Origin of the sequence: Xanthomonas sp. NCPPB 2586 (assembly GCF_041475775.2) — a bacterium.
GTDB classification, from domain to species: domain Bacteria; phylum Pseudomonadota; class Gammaproteobacteria; order Xanthomonadales; family Xanthomonadaceae; genus Xanthomonas; species Xanthomonas campestris.
On record NZ_CM192981.1, the window covers coordinates 806,735 to 826,443 of the forward strand.

General features: G+C 63.7%; 13 protein-coding genes and 2 other RNA genes. 13 read left to right on the top strand and 2 right to left on the bottom strand.

The window, feature by feature from the left end; genetic code table 11:
- Positions 1–281 precede the first annotated feature (281 nt).
- Both ACCQ09_RS03475 and ACCQ09_RS03480 read right to left on the bottom strand, forming a co-directional pair.
- Positions 282–2,255, bottom strand: coding sequence for a sigma-54-dependent Fis family transcriptional regulator (locus ACCQ09_RS03475; RefSeq protein ID WP_040940626.1), 1,974 nt, complete (start codon positions 2,253–2,255; stop codon positions 282–284).
- 670 nt (positions 2,256–2,925) lie between these two features.
- Positions 2,926–3,858 (bottom strand): carbohydrate kinase family protein, encoded by a 933-nt coding sequence (locus ACCQ09_RS03480; RefSeq protein WP_040940627.1) that lies wholly within the window; start codon positions 3,856–3,858, stop codon positions 2,926–2,928.
- Positions 3,859–4,134: 276 nt separating this feature from the next.
- Between ACCQ09_RS03480 and ACCQ09_RS03485 the strand changes: the two genes are divergently transcribed.
- The 13 genes from ACCQ09_RS03485 to ACCQ09_RS03545 all read left to right on the top strand — a co-directional run bounded on the left by ACCQ09_RS03485 (position 4,135) and on the right by ACCQ09_RS03545 (position 19,496).
- On the top strand, positions 4,135–5,181 hold the full coding sequence (locus ACCQ09_RS03485) for a rod shape-determining protein (RefSeq protein ID WP_003482734.1): 1,047 nt from the start codon (positions 4,135–4,137) through the stop codon (positions 5,179–5,181).
- 175 nt (positions 5,182–5,356) lie between these two features.
- A non-coding RNA gene (locus ACCQ09_RS03490) (sX9 sRNA) lies at positions 5,357–5,432 on the top strand.
- Between the two features lie 80 nt (positions 5,433–5,512).
- The gene (mreC, locus tag ACCQ09_RS03495) at positions 5,513–6,862 is read left to right on the top strand and encodes a rod shape-determining protein MreC (protein ID WP_040940628.1); all 1,350 of its coding nucleotides are present in this window, start codon (positions 5,513–5,515) and stop codon (positions 6,860–6,862) included.
- Positions 6,859–7,344 (top strand): rod shape-determining protein MreD, encoded by a 486-nt coding sequence (gene mreD / locus ACCQ09_RS03500; RefSeq protein WP_012437354.1) that lies wholly within the window; start codon positions 6,859–6,861, stop codon positions 7,342–7,344. The genes mreC and mreD overlap by 4 nt, the downstream gene beginning before the upstream one ends.
- A 3-nt stretch (positions 7,345–7,347) precedes the next feature.
- The gene (gene mrdA, locus ACCQ09_RS03505; RefSeq protein WP_040940629.1) at positions 7,348–9,408 is read left to right on the top strand and encodes a penicillin-binding protein 2; all 2,061 of its coding nucleotides are present in this window, start codon (positions 7,348–7,350) and stop codon (positions 9,406–9,408) included.
- Complete coding sequence (gene rodA, locus ACCQ09_RS03510) at positions 9,405–10,523, top strand: rod shape-determining protein RodA (protein ID WP_040940630.1); 1,119 nt, start codon at positions 9,405–9,407, stop codon at positions 10,521–10,523. The genes mrdA and rodA overlap by 4 nt, the downstream gene beginning before the upstream one ends.
- A 170-nt stretch (positions 10,524–10,693) precedes the next feature.
- A non-coding RNA gene (locus ACCQ09_RS03515) (sX9 sRNA) lies at positions 10,694–10,784 on the top strand.
- A 169-nt stretch (positions 10,785–10,953) separates the two neighbouring features.
- Complete coding sequence (locus tag ACCQ09_RS03520) at positions 10,954–12,636, top strand: type IV secretory system conjugative DNA transfer family protein (RefSeq protein ID WP_372386283.1); 1,683 nt, start codon at positions 10,954–10,956, stop codon at positions 12,634–12,636.
- Between the two features lie 87 nt (positions 12,637–12,723).
- Positions 12,724–13,146 (top strand): hypothetical protein, encoded by a 423-nt coding sequence (locus ACCQ09_RS03525; RefSeq protein WP_076037217.1) that lies wholly within the window; start codon positions 12,724–12,726, stop codon positions 13,144–13,146.
- Between the two features lie 122 nt (positions 13,147–13,268).
- Positions 13,269–13,913, top strand: a complete 645-nt coding sequence (locus ACCQ09_RS03530; RefSeq protein WP_011269504.1) for a hypothetical protein — start codon at positions 13,269–13,271, stop codon at positions 13,911–13,913.
- Entirely contained in the window at positions 13,910–16,822 is a 2,913-nt protein-coding gene (locus ACCQ09_RS03535; RefSeq protein ID WP_040940632.1) for a zeta toxin family protein, read from the top strand. The genes ACCQ09_RS03530 and ACCQ09_RS03535 overlap by 4 nt, the downstream gene beginning before the upstream one ends.
- Positions 16,798–17,739 carry a peptidoglycan-binding domain-containing protein gene (locus ACCQ09_RS03540; RefSeq protein WP_157769283.1) on the top strand — a complete coding sequence of 314 codons (942 nt, stop codon included), beginning with the start codon at positions 16,798–16,800 and terminating at the stop codon, positions 17,737–17,739. The genes ACCQ09_RS03535 and ACCQ09_RS03540 overlap by 25 nt, the downstream gene beginning before the upstream one ends.
- 356 nt (positions 17,740–18,095) lie before the next feature.
- Positions 18,096–19,496: a glycoside hydrolase family 28 protein gene (locus ACCQ09_RS03545; RefSeq protein ID WP_011038557.1), complete on the top strand. Its 1,401-nt coding sequence runs from the start codon at positions 18,096–18,098 to the stop codon at positions 19,494–19,496.
- Positions 19,497–19,709 lie beyond the last annotated feature (213 nt).

Here is a 19,709-nt window from a genome sequence, read left to right on the forward strand (position 1 = left end):
CCGTCGCGGGACCTTACGCGGCATGGATGCCGCGTAAGAGCTTACAAGGACGTACTTGCAGCGTGTCCCGCGATGGTGGGCGGGCAAGGGCCCTGCAGCCAAGCCCAGAGCACCCGCTCCGCAATCGCGACATGCGCGCATGACAAACGCCGCACACGGCCACAGCACCACCGTCTGATGGCCAAGAAATAATTGTGTTGATCGCTCTAAATGTCAGCGCAAAGCCACTGCCTTGGCTTTGACGAATCCCCAATCCCCAATCACCAATCCCCGCCGCTCAGTCACCCCGTTTCCAGCCCATGCTTGCGCAGCTTGCGGTACAGCGTATTGCGGCTGATGCCCAGCGCGTCGGCGGTGCGGCTGACATTCCAGCGGTGGCGTTCGAGTTGCTGCTGCAGGACCCGGCGCTCGGCTTGGTCCAGCGCCACGCGCCCGGGCATGTCGTCGGCGGCCACGGCGCGGCCATCGACCAGGCACGGCGCACTGCCGGCATCGACAATTTCCTGCGGCAGGTTGGGCAGGCGGATCACCGCATCGCTGCAGAGCACCGCGGCGGTGCGCAGCACGTTGCGCAGCTGGCGTAGATTGCCGGGCCACGCGTAGCTGAGCAGTTTGTGCATGGCCTCTTCGCTGATGCGCACACCGCGCTCGTTGTTCTCTTCGCGCAGCAGGGTGCGGATCAACTCGGCCTTGTCGCTGCGCTCGCGCAAGGGCGGCAGATGCAGCACCACGCCGTTGAGCCGGTAGTACAGGTCTTCGCGGAACTCGCCCGCGGAGACGCGCTGGGCCAGGTCACGGTGGCTGGCGCTGATCACGTGCAATTCCAGCGGCACCGCGCGCTCGCTGCCGAGTGGGGTGACGCATTGCTCTTCCAGCACACGCAGCAGGCGGCTTTGTAACGGTAGCGGCATGTCGCCGATTTCATCCAGAAACAAGGTGCCGCCGCTGGCCTGCAGCAACTTGCCGTGGCGGCCTTCGCGCGCGGCATCGGTAAACGCGCCACGCGCATAGCCGAACAATTCGCTTTCGATCAGCGCCTCGGGAATGGCCGCGCAGTTGATCGCCACAAACGCGCCGCTTGCCCAGGGCGAACCGCGATGCACGGCCTTGGCGAACTCCTCCTTGCCGGTGCCGGTGTCGCCGCGCAGCAGGATGGAAACGCGGTGCGCCGCCAGCTTCAGCGCATTGGCCAGGTTGTGGCGCATGCGCGGGTCCGAGCCGACATGCTCGCCAGGATTCAATTCGGTCTCCGGGGCCGGCTGTGCCGGCCCGCCCACCGCCGGTAGCGCCGGGCGCGCACGCGGCGGCCGCACCAGCGCATAGAAGCGGCGGCCGTGGCAGGCGCAACGGATCGACCACAAGGTGCCGGCATCGCTGCCGGCGCGGTGCTCGATGGTGTCGAAGTCCAGCTGCATCACCTGCGAGATGTCGCGGCCCACCAGTTGGCTGCGGTCCAGCTTGCCCAGCTGCTCCAGCACCGCCTCGTTCACGGCCAGCACGCTGCCATCGGCACCGATGGCGATCAGTGCTTCATGCAGCAGGCCGGCGAACTCCGGGCGGCTGTGGAAGCGCAGGATGAAGGCGTGACCGAACTGGTTGAGGAAGTGCGAGCGCGAGATCTGCGCCGCCGACATGCTCACCAGCGCCACGGTATGGCGCTGGATCTGCTTGCCGTCCTGGGCATTGGGGGTGGAGGCATCCAGCACCGCCAGCAGCCCGCCATGCGCGTCCAGGATCGGCGCGCTGCAGCACGACAGCGGCAGGTGCCGGGTCAGGTAATGCTCGCCGCGGTGCACGCTCACCGCGGTGCGCTCGGCCGCGCAGGTGCCCAGCCCGTTGGTGCCCTGATGGCGCTCGGCCCAGCTGGCGCCGGCAAACAGGCCCACCTGGCGGAATTCGCGCAGCAGGGTGGGGTCGTGCACGCTGTGCAGCACGGTGGCATCGGCGTCGGCAAAGATCACCGCATAGCCGCTGCCAGCGATCTGCTCGTAGAGGTTTTCCATCTCCACCCGGGCGATTCGCAGGACATCGCCCAGGCGTTGCTGTCGCTCACGCACATGCAGGGCGTCATGCACCATCGGGTCCGGCAGCGCCTCCGGCAACAAGGCGTAATCCTCCAGGCAGCGACGCCAGGAACGCGACAGCGGCGCCGCCAACGGCGCGATATCGCGCAGCCGGCGGATCTGCTGGAGCAGTTCCGGCTCGATCTCCGGCAGGACGATGGAGGTGCTGGCCACAACGCTCGGCTCGGACATGGGCCAGCGTTCCTCGAAGGGCGCGAGGCGCCAGTAGAGACACAAACCGGGCCCATGCTCAAACCGCATCGCAGCAAAGCGCGACGGCGGTGACGCAATGCCTGCTGCGGTATGGCGGGCCGGACCACGCTGGCGCGGTGTGATGACGCGCGCAGCGGCGGTTTGCGCAGATAGGGCGACCACGGCAGGCGGCTATCACTCGGCGAAGTGGCACGCTGCTATCGCTGAGTTCGCTTCAATGCAATGCAAGCTTGCGCGGGCTTTACGCAGGACGACGGCGTTTAGCCGAACTGCTGTTTCGCGGCCTTGGACACCTGGTGCGCATGACTTGATGCCGGCGCTGTGCCATTGCCACTGCCCGCGGTAGCAGATCGGCAGCCGCAGGCAGCGGCTCGCCGACGTGCTGAGTTGTCCCACGCAATCGACTGTCCAGATCACTTCGGATGGGGAAGAAGTGGACGAGGCGAGCGGGGAAATGCACATCCGCTCCACCGCCACGGCCGAACCCACTATCGCCATGACCAAACGCGTCTGGCCGGTACATCGGTGCATGAGCTACCAGTGCGCCTGGCAGCAACCATCACACGCAACGCCGGCGCCGCCGCCACGGCGCGCGGAGCCAGGTCATGCACTTACAACCGCATCAGCACCCTGCGGCGCCGCTGCGTGCTTACAGCGCGTAGCCGAACTGCTGCTTGAACTGGTCGTTGAACTCGGCGAAGTCGAAGCGCTGGTTCTGGGTGCCCGGGTGCTCCACCTTCAGCGCGCCCATCAGGTTGCCCATGCGGCCGATGGTCAGCCAGTCGTAGTTGTGCTGGATGCCGTAGATCAGCCCGGCGCGGAAGGCGTCGCCGCAGCCGGTGGGGTCGACCACGCGGCGCTCGTGCGCCGGCGGAATGTCGTAGGTCTTTTCGGGCGTGTGCACCAGCGCGCCCTTCGGGCCCTGCGTGGTGATGTAGGCCTGCACGCGCGACACGATGTCTTGCTCGTTCCAGCCGGTGCGTTCCTGCAGCAGGTTGGACTCGTAGTCGTTGACCACCACGTAGTCGGCCTGCTCGATGAACTCGCGCAGCTCCGGGCCGTTGAACAACGGCATGGCCTGGCCGGGATCGAAGATGAAGGGGATGCCGCCGGCAGCGAACTCTTCCGCGTTCTGGATCATGCCTTCGCGCCCGTCCGGGCCTACCAGGCCCAGGGTCACGCCCGGCACGTCGCGCACGTGGTTCTCGTAGCTGCGCATCATTGCGCCCGGATGGAAGGCGGTGATCTGGTTGTTGTCGTGGTCGGTGGTGATGAACGCCTGCGGGGTGAACAGGTCATCGATGATCTTCACGCGCGACAGGTCGATGCCCAGCGTCTCGAAATGCTCGCGGTACGGGCCGAAATCCTGGCCCACCGTGCCCATCGGGATCGGCGCGCCGCCCAGCAGACGCAGGTTGTAGGCGATGTTGCCGGCGCAACCGCCGAACTCGCGGCGCATGCGCGGCACCAGGAACGACACATTCAGGATGTGCACCTTGTCCGGCAGGATGTGGTTCTTGAACTGGTCCGGGAACACCATGATGGTGTCGTAGGCGAGGGAACCACAGATCAGTGCGGACATCGAGTCAGGCCTTTGCGTAGGGAAATAGCCGCCAATTGCCGGGCATGGCAGCGGGACGGCGCGGGCGCCGCGGCGCAAAGGTTAACGGCTGCGGCCGGCCAGGGCCAGACGCGCTTGCCATGTTCAGAGTGACCGCCGCATGAAAATGCGCGCGTGACGGCGCATTTTTCCTTGCTCGCACCTAGGCGGATTGCTAGGCTAGTTGACTTCGTTTTCTGCCCATTTTTGCGCCAATCGGCCGCCGGGCACGCGACTCCTTCAGGAACGACTCCCTCGATGTTCAAGAAACTCCGCGGCATGTTCTCCAACGACCTGTCCATCGACCTGGGCACGGCCAATACGCTGATCTACGTGCGCGGACAAGGCATCGTACTGAACGAACCCTCGGTGGTGGCGGTGCGTCAGGACCGTGCCATCGGCGGAACGCGTTCGGTGGCTGCCGTCGGTGCGGAGGCCAAGCAGATGCTGGGCCGCACCCCCGGCCACATCACCACGATCCGCCCGATGAAGGACGGCGTCATCGCCGACTTCACCTACACCGAGGCAATGCTGAAGCACTTCATCAAGAAGGTGCACAAGTCGCGCTTCCTGCGCCCCAGCCCGCGCGTGCTGGTGTGCGTGCCGGCCGGTTCCACCCAGGTGGAGCGCCGCGCGATCAAGGAATCGGCGGAAGAGGCCGGTGCGCGCGATGTCTACCTGATCGAGGAACCGATGGCCGCGGCGATCGGCGCCGGCATGCCGGTGACCGAAGCGCGTGGCTCGATGGTCATCGACATCGGCGGCGGCACCACCGAAGTGGCGGTGATCTCGCTCAACGGCATCGTCTACTCGCAGTCGGTGCGCGTGGGCGGCGACCGCTTCGACGAGTCGATCACCAACTACGTGCGCCGCAACCACGGCATGCTGATCGGTGAAGCCACCGCCGAGCGCATCAAGCTGCAGATCGGCTGCGCCTACCCGCAGGACGAGGTGCAGGAGATGGAAATCTCCGGGCGTAACCTCGCCGAGGGCGTGCCGAAGATGATCAAGATCAACTCCAACGAAGTGCTCGAAGCGCTGCACGAGCCGCTGTCGGGCATCGTGTCTGCGGTGAAGCTGGCGCTGGAGCAGACCCCGCCGGAACTGTGCGCCGACGTCGCCGAGCGCGGCATCGTGCTCACCGGCGGCGGCGCGCTGCTGCGCGACCTGGACCGCCTGATCTCCGAAGAAACCGGCCTGCACGTGCAGGTGGCCGACGACCCGCTCACCTGCGTGGCCCGCGGTGGTGGCCGCGCGCTGGAGCTGGTGGACATGCATGGCAACGAGTTCTTCGCGCCGGAGTGATGGGGACGGGAATCGGGAATCGGGAGTGGGGAATCGTCAAACCATTCCCTGCCTGCGGCCCTGCGCCGTTTCGATGCGCTCCCGCCGAGGTGAGCTCCGCCAATGTGAGTTGTAGAGCAGCGAACAACGCCGCTGCGCAGCTGCCAGGCAGGCGCGACCGCTGCTCGAAACCCTCATGGACCCCCCCTGCGCTTTGGCTCCTCTGCGCTGTCCGCACCCGCCTGACGATTGCTTGCTACGGTCTGTTCGCCGCGCTTAGCCTCAACCGCACCGAGGGCGGCACAGCGCTCTCCGATTCCCCACTCCCAATTCCCCAATCCCGGCCCTGAAAGTGCCCTCCTACGCCGGTCCTCCTGTCGCCTCCCGCCCGGGCGAAGTCACCTCCACGCTGCGGCTGCTGGTCTATCTGGTGCTGGCGGTCGTGTTGATTGCGCTCGACAGCCGCGGTGGCTGGCTGAGCCAGCTGCGCCTGCAGGCCAACCTGCTGATCCAGCCGGTATGGGCGGTGGCGGGGCTGCCGGGCCGGATCGGCTCGCAGGTGCGCGACAACGCCGCGACCCACGCCCAACTGGTGGAAGAGACCCGCGCGCTGCGCAACCAGCTGCTGGTGGCCAATGCGCGCCTCACCCGCTTGCAGACCGCTGCGCTGGACAACGCCCAGCTGCGGGAACTGCTCAACGTGGCCGAGCGTCGCGGCCTGGACGTGCAGCTGGCGCCCATCCTGGATATCGACCTGGACCCCACCCGGCAACGGCTGCTGCTGGATGCCGGCAGCCGCGACGGCGTGCTGATGGGCCAGGCGGTGATCGACGCCGGCGGGCTGATGGGGCAGGTGATCGAAGTGACGCCGCTGCATTCCACCGTGCTGTTGCTCACCGACCCGGACCATGCGGTGCCGGTCAGCGTGGCGCGCAACGGCGTGCGCCTGATCGTCTACGGCCGCGGCGACCGCCTCGAACTGCGCGACATCCCGCTCAGCGCCGGCGTGCAGGTGGGCGATGAGATCGTCACCTCCGGCCTGGGCGGGCGGTTCCCGGCCGGCTTTCCGGTCGGCAAGGTGTCCGAACTGCATCCGGACGACACCCACGCCTTCCTGGTCGGAGAACTCACCCCCGCCGCCAAGCTCGACCGCGGCCGCGATGTGCTGTTGCTGCGTGCCGGCAAGCCGCTGCGGGTGGCGGTGGGGGCTGGGAATGGGGAATCGGGAATCGGGAATGGCAACGGCAACGGCAGTGCCGCGCCAGCCGCCACTGCGCCAGCGAACATGCCGGTGACTGCAACCCCGCGCACGCCGGTGGGCGGCGCTTCGGATGCGGCGACCGATCCGGCACGCCCGACGGCGGGCGCGGCATCTGGTGCCACAACCGCCACCGCCACCAGTACCGGCGCCGCGCCGCGCGCCCAGTCCACGCCGACACCAGCCACGCCTGGCGCCCAGCCGGCCAGCGCGCCGACGCCCAGCCGCCCGACAAGTCTGCCTGCCCGTCCTCCTGCATCGAACGAATCCAGCATCCAGAATCCCGATTCCCGCCCGGCGTCACCGCAGGGCTCACGGGCATCAGGGAATGCAGCATCGGGAACGGGCAACCGCAGCGCCTCATCGCCGCAGAGCACTGCTCCTACAGATTCCCGACTCCCGACTCCCGATTCCCGTCCGGCTCCGCAGGAGACGGACCAATGAGCCGCATGCGCAACAGCTGGATCCTGCCGGTCAGCATCGTGATCGCGCTGGTGCTGGGGCTGCTGCCGCTGCCGGCGGTGGTGCAGCCGCTGCGCCCGTACTGGCTGGCGCTGGTGCTGGCCTATTGGGTGATCGAAGAGCCGGACCGGGTCGGGCTTGGCGCGGCGTTCGTGGCCGGTGTGCTGGCCGACCTGCTGTACGGCGGGCTGCTTGGCGAACAGGCGCTGCGGCTGGTGATCATGACCTTCATCCTGCAGCGCTTCCGCGCGCGGATGCGCTTCTTCCCGATCTCGCAGCAGGCGCTGGCGATCGGCGGGCTATTGCTCAACGACCGCATCGTCTCCTCGGCGGTGCACCTGGCGGTGGGTGAGCCTACGCTGCCATGGAGCTACTGGTGGGCGCCGCTGCTCGGCATGGCGCTGTGGCCGCCGGTGTTCGTGTTGCTGGATGCGGTGCGGCTGGGCAAGCGGAGCAAGAAGTAACCCATGCACGGGCGTCGCCACCCCAAGAATCCGCACGCCGAGGCCGAGCAGTTCCGCCGCCGCGCGGTGCTGGGCTTTGTGATGGTGGTGCTGTGCCTGGTCGGGCTGGGCGGCTGGTACTTCAAGCTGCAGGTGCTCGACCACGAGGTCTATGCCACCCGGTCGGAGGCCAACCGTATCAAGCCGCGCCCGGTGGTCCCCGGGCGCGGCATGATCTACGACCGCAGCGGCCGGCTGCTGGCCGAGAACGTGCCGGCGTTCCGCCTGGACGTGACCCCGGACAAGGTCGAGGACATGGAAGCCATGCTGGCCGCGCTCGGCAAGGTGATCCCGATCGCGCCCGAGGACCTGGAGCGCTTCAACCGCGAGCGCAAGGCCCGCCGCAGCTTCTTGCCGGTCACCCTGAAGCTGCGCATGAGCGATGAGGAGATGGCGCGCTTCGCGGTGGAGCGCTGGCGCTTCCCCGGCGTGGAGCTGGAGCCGTACCTGACCCGGCGCTATCCGTACGGGCCGCTGTTTGCGCACATCATCGGCTACGTCGGGCGCATCGACGAAAAAGACCTGGCGGTGCTGGGCGAGGGCAATGCCGCGCTCACCCACATGGGCAAGTCCGGGCTGGAGCGCTATTACGAACAGGACCTGCGCGGCCAGGTGGGCTACGAGCAGGTGGAAACCAACGTGCAGGGCCGGGCGATCCGCACGGTGGGCAGGGTGGCGCCGCAATCGGGCGCAGACCTGCGCCTGTCGGTGGATGCCGACCTGCAGCGCGCGATGGTGGCCGCGTTCGGCGAACACGAAGGTGCGGCCATCGCGATGGACCCGCGCACCGGCGAGATCCTGGGCATGGTCAGCCTGCCCAGCTACGACCCCAACCTGTTCGTCAACGGCATCTCGCATACCGACTTCAAGGCACTCAACGACAACCCCTCGCGGCCGCAGTTCAACCGGCTGGTGCTCGGTGGTGTGGCGCCGGGCTCCACGCTCAAGCCGTTGATCGCCCTGGCCGGCCTGGACAGCGGGCTGCGCCGCCCCGAAGACCGCGTGCTCTCCACCGGCATGTTCTATCTGCCGGGCGTCAGCCGTGGCTGGGGCGATTCGCACCGTGGCGGGCATGGCTGGACCGATCTGCGCAAGTCGATCGCCCAGTCGGTCAATACCTATTACTACCGCCTGGCGGTGGACATGGGCATCGACCGCTTCGACCACTACATGGGCGAATACGGCTTCGGCCAGCCCACCGGGGTGGATCTGCTGGGCGAAATCGGCGGCATCCTGCCGTCGCCGGCCTACAAGTACAAGACCCGCAAGGAGCGCTGGTACCCGGGCGACACGGTCAACATCGCCATCGGTCAGGGCGACTGGAAAGTGACGCCGCTGCAGCTGGTGCGCGGGGTCTCGGCCATTGCCGGCGGCCTGTTGCTGCGCCCGCACCTGGTGCTGGAAGAACGCACCGGGTTCGACCACCCCTGGCAGCCCATGATCCAGCCGCCGGGCAAGCCGATCAGCGCCAACGCCGCCCATCTGCAGGTGGTGCGCGAGGGCATGATGGACACCATGCGCCCGGGCGGCACCGGCTATGCGATCACCCCCGGCGCGCCGTACCAGATGGCCGGCAAGACCGGCACCGCGCAGGTGGTCAGCCGCCGCGGCGTGGCCGCCGTGGACCCGCGCAGCCTGCCCTTGCATCTGCGCCACCGCGGCCTGTTTGTGGGCTTCGCCCCTGCCGACAACCCGGTCATCGCCGTCGCGGTGGCGGTGGAAGGTGGCGGTTTCGGTACCAGTTCGGCCGCGCCGATCGCGCGCAAGATCTTCGATGCCTGGCTGCTCGGCAAGTTGCCCGAAGGCCTGGAGCCGCTGGATAGCGAGCTGGGCATGACCGCGGTCGGCGTGAACCAGTTCGAGGCCGGCGCCACCGATGCGCGCCAGCAAGGCGATACCGCCGCTGCGGCGCTGGACGAATTGCCGGTGGTGATCGGCCAGGTGGCCGTGGCCCTGGATCCCAACCGCCCCGCGCAACCGGTGATTCCGGACGTGCCGGACACTGTCTCGGAGACCGACCGGTGAGCGACATCCTGCGCTGGCTGGTGGACCTGGCCGCACGCTTCGCCCGCAGCCTCGACTGGGTGCTGTGCCTGGCGCTGGCCGCGCTGATGGTGATCGGCCTGTCGGTGCTCAAAAGCGCTGGCGGCACCGCAAACGGCGATCACCTGGTGATGGCGCAGGGCGTGCGCTTTGCCATCGGCGCGGCGGCAATGTGGGGCATCTCGCGCATGTCGGTGCTGCGCCTGCGCGCCTGGACACCGTGGGTGTATGGCTTGTCGATGCTGCCGCTGCTGGCGGTGTTCGCGCTGGGCACCGGCAAATACGGCCGTCAGTGGCTGGATCTCAAGCTGTTCTACCTGCAACCGGCCGAGCTGCTCAAGATCAGCCTGCCGATGATGGCGGCCTGGTATCTGCACCGCATGCCCTTGCCGCCGCGCATTTCCACCGTGCTGGTCACCTGCGTGATCATCGGCGTGCCTACCGCCTTGATCATGTTGCAGCCGGACTTCGGCACCGGCGTGCTGATCGCCGCCAGCGGCGTGTTCGTGCTGCTGCTGGCCGGCCTGCCGTGGTGGTGGGTGGCGGTGGGCGTCGGCGGCGTCTCGGCCGCGGCGCCGGTGGCCTGGTTCTGGCTGCTGCGGCCATACCAAAAGGACCGCATCATGATGTTCCTCAACCCGGAAAACGATGCGCTCGGCGCCGGCTGGAACATCATCCAGTCCAAGATCGCCATTGGCTCTGGCGGATTGAACGGCAAGGGCTGGGGGCTGGGCTCGCAGTCGCATCTGAACTTCATCCCCGAACAGACCACCGACTTTGCGTTCTCGGTGCTCAGCGAGGAATTCGGCTGGATCGGCGTGGCCACCGTGCTGACGCTCTACCTGGTGGTGATCGGCCGCTGCCTGTGGATCGCCTCGCAGGCACGCGACACCTATTCGCGCCTGATCGCCGGCGCCACCGGCCTGGCGTTCTTCGTCTACGTGCTGGTCAACGGCGGCATGATCTCCGGCCTGCTGCCGGTGGTTGGCGTGCCGATGCCGCTGATGAGTTACGGCGGCACCTCGGCGGTCTCGCTGCTGGCAGGGCTGGGCCTGGTGATGGCGGTGAAGGCGCACCGACCGGTGCACGGGTACTGAGGCTGTTGGCAGCTGTGCCCGAATAACCAATTTTCGCAAGGCCGGCCTTTGCAAATGAGCGCTGTGGACTCGGCAAGAGAGGCTGATCAGTGCAGTAACTGGCACCTTAGAGCAGCTATCAAAACTACTGCGCAGCCGTCAGGCGGGCGCGGCCGGTGCTCGGAATCCTCATGTACCCACGTACACTCCGGTTCCTCCGCGCCGTCCGCACCCACCTGACGACTGCTCGCTCTGACGACTGCTCGCTACGTTTTGTTAGCCGCTCTTAATCCTCATGCCTTGCAAGGCAGACCTGGCAGAAAATCTTGCATGGCTGGTAGAGCTTCCTGACAGTCAGCGGGTGCTGACCCTGTAATCTGGAAGACGGCTTACGCTGGTAGACGAGTCAAGGACCGATGAAAGGAATCGCACGGTGAGCAGTAATCTCAGAATAGTCGCTGCATTCGGCCTGTTGCTGCTGGCAGCAACCGCGGGAATTTTCTTCTCCGGTCAGTTGATCCTGATGCTGTTGAAGGTGGCTGGGCCGCTCAGCGTCGACACCTACTGGTCTTACGTCAAAGCGCTCGACCTCCCGCAGTTCGCTCCCTATGCCAGCAAGATCAAGCTGGCTGGTGCCATAGGCTTCGGCGTGCCGCTGCTGGCCTGGATCGCGCTGCTGATCCCGCTGTTCAAGCCAAAGGCGACCGCATTGCATGGCGACGCGCGCTTTGCCTCCGGCAGTGATCTGGCCAAGAAGGACATGCTCAAACCGTCACCAACCGGCATTGTGGTTGGCAAGCACGGCGGCAAGTTGGTGCGCTTGCCTGGTCAGCAGTTTGTGATCCTGGCCGCGCCCACGCGTTCGGGCAAGGGCGTGGGCATCGTCATTCCCAATTTGCTCGACTACCAAGGATCGGTGGTGGTTCTGGACATCAAGCAGGAGAATTTTGACCTGACCTCGGGTTGGCGCAAGAGCCAAGGCCAGGAAGTCTTTTTGTTTAACCCGTTCGCGGAAGACGGGCGCACCCACCGTTGGAACCCGCTCAGCTATATCTCACCGGATCCGGCGTTTCGCGTGTCGGATCTGATGAGTGTTGCGGCGATGCTCTACCCGGATGGCTCTGACGCCCAGAAGTTCTGGGTGAGCCAAGCCCGCAACGCCTTCATGGCGTTTACGCTGTATCTGTTCGATAGCCTCGATGATCAGATCAAGCGCGAGCACCCGAAAGACACCTGGATGTTTCCAACCCTTGGAATACTCTATCGCGTGTCGTCGGGAGATGGCAGCGACTTGAAGGGCTACCTCAAAAAGCTCTCGCAGCGCGACTTCCTAGGCCGTGACGCAAAGACAGCCTTTGACAATTTGCTCTCGCAAGCCGAAGAGACCTTCGCCTCGATCATGGGCACGTTCAAGGAACCGCTCAACCAGTTCATCAACCCGATCCTGGATGCATCAACCAGCGACAACGACTTCCTGCTGACTGATGTGCGCAAGAAGAAGATGAGCATCTACATCGGCATTCAACCGAACAAGCTTGCCGAAAGCCGCTTGTTGATCAACTTGCTGTTTAGTCAGCTCATCAACCTCAACACCAAAGAGCTGCCGCAAAACAACCCAGCGCTCAAACACCAGTGTTTGTTGCTGATGGACGAGTTCACGTCCATCGGCCGGGTCGACATCATCGCAAGCGCGGTGAGCTACATGGCCGGCTACAACATTCGCTTGCTACCGATCATCCAGAGCATGGCGCAGCTGGACGCGACCTATGGCAAGGATGTCTCGCGCACCATCATCACCAACCACGCCTTGCAAATCGTCTATGCCCCGCGCGAGCAGCAAGACGCCAACGACTACTCGGACATGCTCGGCTACACCACGGTGCGCAAGAAGAACAAGTCGCAAACCAGTGGCAAGCAAAGCAGTGTGTCCTACTCTGAGACCGAGCAACGCCGTGCCTTGATGCTGCCGCAAGAGTTGAAGGCGATGGGCTTTGACAAGGAAGTCTTTCTCTATGAAGGCATCCCAAGCCCGGTGCTCTGCGAGAAGATCAAGTATTACGAAGATGCTTACTTCACGAAGCGGCTGTTACCTAAAGCAGAAGTTAAGGCCTTAATGTCTACGGCGGCATGGTAACAATTAATTTTTATAAAAAAGTGCTATGGGATATGGAGAGACGGTTAGTTCCTGCGCCTGGTACGCAAACGTGGAAGGAGTGTTGAGATGCTAGTCGATGAAAACGAACCTCTGGATCGTGATTTACGCTGCCCAATCCCACTGGAGTTATACAAAATATTAAGAAGTTATCCTACATATTTATCGAGGTTGCAAGATGCTTTTGATCAATTCGCGGAAAAATTGCCAGGTGGCGAATTCTCGAGGGAGAAATACGGCCCGGCTTACAGAAGGTTGATGGATATGGTTTGTGCTGAATTAAATAAATTTCACATTGAAGCATCGCAAGAACTTGATGCTGTAGCTAAAGACGTTAGGCTTTCTAAATCAGCAGTTGACCAGATAAAAATCGATTTTTCTTGCGAATTAGCTGAAAAAAAGTTCAGGGATTTTTCAGCATTTCCAGTATACCGCGGCTATTTTTCCGATCTTTCTCCTGTCGTTAAATACCTCGTCTCACGAGGAAAATGATCGGCATTGATGGATCGTATTTACAATAGAATATTAAAAAATGGATATCGCAATGTTAGCCATGCGACACCATTTTACTGAAGCCGGTTATTCTCCAGCGGCATCTGCAGAAGGAAGCCCATATGAGCGATACATCAGGCTCCCATTACATCGCATTGGCGCAGCGCTTAGCCGAGACGCGTGCCGCACAGCTGCTGCGCGATTTGCAACTGATCAATGAACGCACGCAGCGCGAGCTAGGCCCGCTGCCGCATGGCGGCTTGCTGGAGCATGTCAAGCGCAAACCCAAGCCGGCACCGTGGGTGCAGCCGGTGCAGCCGGTCCCTGCACTGGATGACAATGCGCACACTGCGCCGCGCGTGCCCATGCCTAAGAGGAAAGATCCTGCCATGTCGAAGCCCATGCCTCCCTCCATTGAAAACGGCTTGCCTGCGCCTCCTGTGCCGCAGAAATTGCGTGAGCTACTGAGAGACTATCCCGAGTTGATTCAGCGCTTGCAGGATGTTCTCGATGATTACATCAGGAAGCCAAATCCGTTGATTCCGTTCGATGGAGCCATCTGGGCGTTGGAAGGAAGGCTTGAGTCTTTCATCTCCGAAGCCCGCGAGGAACTCGATCTTGCGCACGCTAGCGGTGATGCTAACGCCGTAAAAATGGCTGAAGAAAAAGAACGTTTGACCCGCCATGCAAGATCGAGAAATCGCGGAATGTCGGATCTAGATCAGCTGTGGAATTACATCGAGACGCACAAGGAGTCTTTGATATGAACGAAAAGGAATCCCGTCTCGATAATGTCGAGCATCGCAGATTATTTGAGCAGAAGATTCTTGATGATGCCGCACTGGAGACAAAAACGTCCTTCGAACACCCCAAGGCGATCATCCTCGCTGGGCAACCTGGCTCGGGAAAAGGAAGTCTCGCAAGAGCTGCAGACGTCGAGCTAGGCAGGGATGTCGTCCTGATCGATCCGGATGAATTGCGTAACGCTCACCCCGAAGTGTCCGCCCTGCGCAATGCCCACCCCTACACCTGGTCTGGCTACACCCACTCCGATGCCAGCCAATGGGCCGATGAACTGCTGCAAGTCACTATCGAAGGCAAGAAGAACCTGATCTTCGACACCACGCTCAGCAATGGCCAGTGGAGCGCGGAACTGATCAAGGATCTGCAATCGCGCGGCTATGACGTCGAGGTGCGTGCAATGGCCGCGCACAAGCTGGAAAGCGAGCATGGCGTCGATTCCAGGTTTTCTCAGCAGCTCGATCGGGAAGGCTACGGCCGCTACGTGCCCGAAAGCCATCGCGAGGTCGTCTACACCAGGCTGCCGATCAGCCTGGACACGGTGCATGCCCAGACCACGGCGCCCGTACGCATCTTCAACCGCCAGGGTGCCGAGGTTTACGATAGCCGCACCGATGCACGTCCGCCCGGGCAGGCACTGGAAGCGGCGCGCAATGCGTGGTTCAAGGATCCAGCGGTCACCCAAGTACTGCGCGAAAGCTGGCAACAACAGGTCGATTGGCACCGCGATCTACCGGCGCATGTGCAAGACATCCCCAACGCCGCCCCCGCCGTTCAGGAGCAAGTGCTTGCTGAGCACGCCGAGCTACACGTCAGTGACGGCGTGAACAGCCGGCTGGAAGGCATTGCCACCATTGATGAACTCGTGCGGCCAGGGGCTCCGCCTGCACGCGTGCCTGTGCCTGAGCCGGAGATCCCAGGCTTGCGTCGCGCCGGGATGACAGCAGGGCTTGCGGGTTTGGGCGTTGCCGCCACTGCCTACGATGCGTCGCAAACCGGAGAGCGTGTTGGCACGCTGTTGGCGCAAGACAACCTTACCGCTGCGCGGTCAGAAGCGCTGCACTTTAGTGCCCGAGGCATAGGCGGCTGGGCGGGAGGCACCGCCGCCGCTGCCGTGGTTGGCACAACCGGCGCCGGGCCCGTCGCGCTGGTGGTGGCCGATGGTTATCTGTTCAGTGCTGCTGCCGACAAGGCCGTGACGCTCTGGGACAACCGCCAGATCTATACACAAACTGACAAGCAGGGCGTGAGCTGGGAGTTCAATGGCAACCAGTGGTTGCGCCAAGAAAAGGCCGATCTTCCCAACGATAGCGTCGATGCACCGCAGAAGCAGGCCATGTTCGCACTGCCCGAAAAAGCGCGCGAGCTGAACTATCACGCCAGTAGCGAAGCGACCGAGCAGGCGCTTGGCAAGGTGCAACCCAGTAACCCCTATGTGCAGCCATCCAGTGAGGCAGATGCTGCGCATCTTTACGCACGGGATTGGCGGCATGATCCGGCAAGTGGCCAGTGGTCCCGGATGATCGCCGACGAAGTCGATAGGAACGAGCGGCCCGTCTGGACGGTTGATCCGGCAAGCCCCGAGCGCAGTGCCGGGTTGGATCAACAAGCAGCCCAGGTGGTGGACGCCAACATTGCCCGTGGCCCAGCTGCAATTGCAGCGACTTATCAGACTGCCTATCAGCGCAATGGATGGGACGATTTTGGCCCCGTGCCATCAGCCGTGCAGGCAGCCTTGAACCCAGACTCACTGCAAGCCTCGGACGGCAAGCAGTATCAGCGCGATACGCAAGATCAGTGGCGGCATGATGGTGTTGCTGCCGAAGGCAATGTCCCGCTGGAACTCAATGCAACGCGCGAACGCTTGCAACCGGCATTGGAGCAGCACGGGCAGGCGTTGGCACAGATGCCGGCAAGGCAAACGCCAACGCCAACGCCACAGCAACAAGATCAGGCCAATACCGAAGCGGCCTATGCCGCCTATGGCGTTGCGCCCAATGCCCAGACCGCAGGCGCGATCCAGCTTGCGGTGCAACGGACACGTGAGGCAAACGGGATCGATGCCGCGACCAGCTCTTTGGCGTTGCAGCGTGATACGACCGCGCAATACTCGGTGTACAGCCCCATCCAGCATCTGAGCCGTGACGCCGATGGTGCGGTGCGTGTTGCAGCAATGACCAGCACCGACGATATCCATCAGGCACTCAGCGAGGTGCAGTCACTTCGGCAGGAGCAACCGCCTTCGGCCGGTGCGCCGGAGCGCCGGAGCAACGCATTGACGCACAGTCGCCCCAAGAGCGCGATGCTTACGAGCAAGCGTTGCGGGAGGCTAATCGGCAAGGTGTGCCTACGCAAGAAGCGCAGCAAGCCGCAAGCTTTGCGGCGACAACGGTTACCGCCCCGCATGTGGATGAAACCCGAGCACCTCAGGCGGCCATTGATGCGCAGCGAGATCGAGACGTTGCACGTACACCCGATGCGCCTGCTGCTGCGGAGGCGGCAACGCCTGCTCCTGTCGCGGTGGCTACATCCGTCAACGCGTATCTGCAGGAAGACGTGCGCCCGGTCGCCAAGCCTGCCGAACCGAAGCCCGAACCTGTCCCGCAACGAGAACCCCAAGAGACCCAAGCACCTGAGGTTGGGGCACCCCCGACAGCCGGCGCAGTCCAGCCGAGGGCAGAGGCAGTGGGCCCAGCCTTGGCGGGCGCATCTGCGCCGAACCTTGGATCAGCATCATCCGCTTCGACCGTCCCCAATCAAGCGCCTACTCAGGCAGCTGCCGCAACACCGCGCTCATCGCATGAAGTGGAAGGGCTGCGCCTGGGCGACCGGGGGCAAGAAGTCGAGTTCTTGCAATATCGCTTGCAGCAAGTAGATGCGCGTGGTCCAAACGGGCAGGCCGTGCCGCAAGACGGGCACTACGGTTCGGAGACCGAACATGCCGTGAGACAGTTCCAGCAAGACCAAGGTTTGCCGGCAACGGGCGTTGCCGGACAAGAGCTGGATGAAGCGTTGTCCCAGGCACAACATGCGCGCCGAGAAGCTTTGAAACCCATAGCGCCGGCATCGGCAAATGGGCCGGTGGAGCAGGGCAGCGAGCAGCAAGCCCGAGTAGGCACGCCACAGAACGATGCGCCATCGGCTGTTCCATTGCAGGCAGAGCAGCAAGAAGCGATGCAGGCAACATTGCCGCCAACGCCAACGCCAACGCCAACGCCAACTCAGAGCGAAGTGCCGGCACAGATCGTCTTGCCTGAGCGCGCGTCGTCCTCCTATACGTCATCGCCTGGCTTTGGTGGGACTGGCGGGCGTTCAAACGCAGGCGTGAACGATGAGGATCGGGTCGAGCAAATCAGGCCATCCCAAGATGTCGCTCAGCAGGCGTTTCCCTCTGATCATCGGGATTACGCATTGTTCTCCGCCATCCAGGCACAGCTCCCCAGGGGCACATCTGATGAGAAAACGGCCGAAGTGCTTCAAGCCGTCAAAGAATCGGGGATTGAGCGCGCGGATGAACTCCGGAAAGTAACCATCCAAGATGATGTGGCCTTTGTCTTTGGCAAAACGCTGGGATTCCATTCGGAAACCGCGCTCAATACGCCATCGCCCGGCATGACTGAAACCTTGCAAAAAACGGAGGCAATGGATCAGCAACGGGCGCAGGAGATGGTGCAGTTCCAGCGCGAGCGCGAGGAGATCGACAAGGAGCCTACGGGCCCGGTGATGACGCTTGCTGCGCGCTCTCAGCAGCAGGCGATGTCAGAAGCGCCTGCCAGTGATGGCGGTGGTTGACCTTACTTTGAAGCGACGCGCCGCCTGTGTTGGATGGCCCTCTGCGAGGCAGGGTAATGTCGGCGGCATGCCTTGCGGAAGTTCCGCTCAGCCGGGCATGCGCCGCAACTAGCCGCAGTGGATCGTTTCCTTGCCAAGTAACGCCACGCACTAACTTGCTGACCACGTGGATCTGCGCACTTGGTAGCAACAAGGAAGCGCGGTGGCATGCTGCTTCGTTTGCACGGCAGCCGGTTCGCGCGCTGCCATCGCCCCCGGTCGACGCGCTGTAGAGTGCGCCATTCACCGTGTTGGTTCCCTGGGCGCTGCGTCGCCCCCGAACGGCACGCGTCTCTTCTTCTTCGGGTGACTACGTCATGAAACTGCTTGCTGCCGCCATCGGCGGTCTTTGTCTTTCGCTTGCCTCACAGGCGAGCGCCATCACCCAGGCAACCGGCGATGGTCGTGCAGTCTCCGAGCCTGGTATTCCGGCGACCTGCCAGGCGGTAAAGGCCGAGCACACGGCTAGCGCGCGCCAGTTCGCGGCGGCATTGGAAAGTGCGCCGCCCGATACCAAGAACATCCAGGCCGCACTGACCGCGTGTGCGGGGAAGAATGGCAGCGTGCTGCTGACGGCGGGCGCGGGCAACGCGTTCCTGACCGGGCCGCTGTCGATTCCCACTGGCGTGACGTTGGTGGTCGATCAGGGCGTCACCGTGTACGGCTCGCGTAACCCCGCCGATTACGGCAGTGGCTGCGGCACGGCCGGTTCCAAGAGTGGCGGATGCCTGCCGTTGATCAGCGTCAAGGGCACCAGGTCTGGTGTGATGGGTGTGCGCATCGGTGGGCGCCAGGGCACCATCGATGGCCGTGGTGACCTGACCATGCTCGGCAAGAGCACCACGTGGTGGGAGTTCGGCGAGAACGCCAAGAAGGCCAACCAGGTGCAGAACAGCCCGGACCTGATCAAGGTGCAGAATTCCAGCGCATTTACGCTCTACAACGTCAATCTGATCAATGCGGCGTACTTCCATTTCTTCGCGCATATCGTCGATGGCCTGACCATCTGGGGCACGCGGGTGAAGTCGCCAGCGACCAGCCCCAACACCGATGGCCTGGACCTCGATAGCGTGGTCAACGCAACCGTGTTCGATAACGATGTGATGGGCGGCGACGATTGCGTGGCGATCAAGACCATCGCCTCCAAGTCCGGCAACATCACCTTGCGCAACAATCGTTGCTACGGCACGCACGGCATCTCGATCGGCAGCGAGGTGATGTCCGGCGTCAGCAATGTGTTGGTCGATTCCACTGCCATCACCGCCAGCGACGATGCCGGCAACCGCAGCACCGACAACAACGGTCTGCGCATCAAGACCAGCATCGCCAAGGGCGGCCCGGTCAGTCTGATTACCTATCGCAATACCTGCCTGTACGGCGTCACCAGCCCGCTGGTGATCAACCCGTTCTATTCCAGCGGCGGCAGCGGCACCGCGCCCACCTTCAGCCAGATTGTCGTCAATGGCTTGCGGACCACCGGCGATGCGGGTCTCAAGGGCAAGGGCTGGATCCTGGAAGGCTATAACGAGCAGACACCGCTGGACCTGGTGCTTGCCAATGTTGCGACAGGCAACAAGGCCGTCACCGCCAGCAATGCGCGGATCGGGCTGAGCAGCAGCGAGCTCGTGCCGACCGGCACCAATGTCACCACCAGCACCGTGCAGCTTGCCGGCAGCATCCCGACCTGCTCGAGCGCACCGCACTTTCCTGCGTTGTGATCGGACTGGGTGCGGTGGGTCACCGGGGCTGCGCAACTTACCGGCAGCAGGTCGACCTGCCTGGACGAACTGCTTTCAGTTGATGTATCCCATCCAGGTGCGGCCGGAAGCCGGTCGCACCTGGTGAGGTGTCACGGAAGGTGATGCCAGAGGCGGCACGCGACAGCCGCGACAGGCAGTCGCGGCAACCAGGCCCATCTGTTCGCTCTCGCA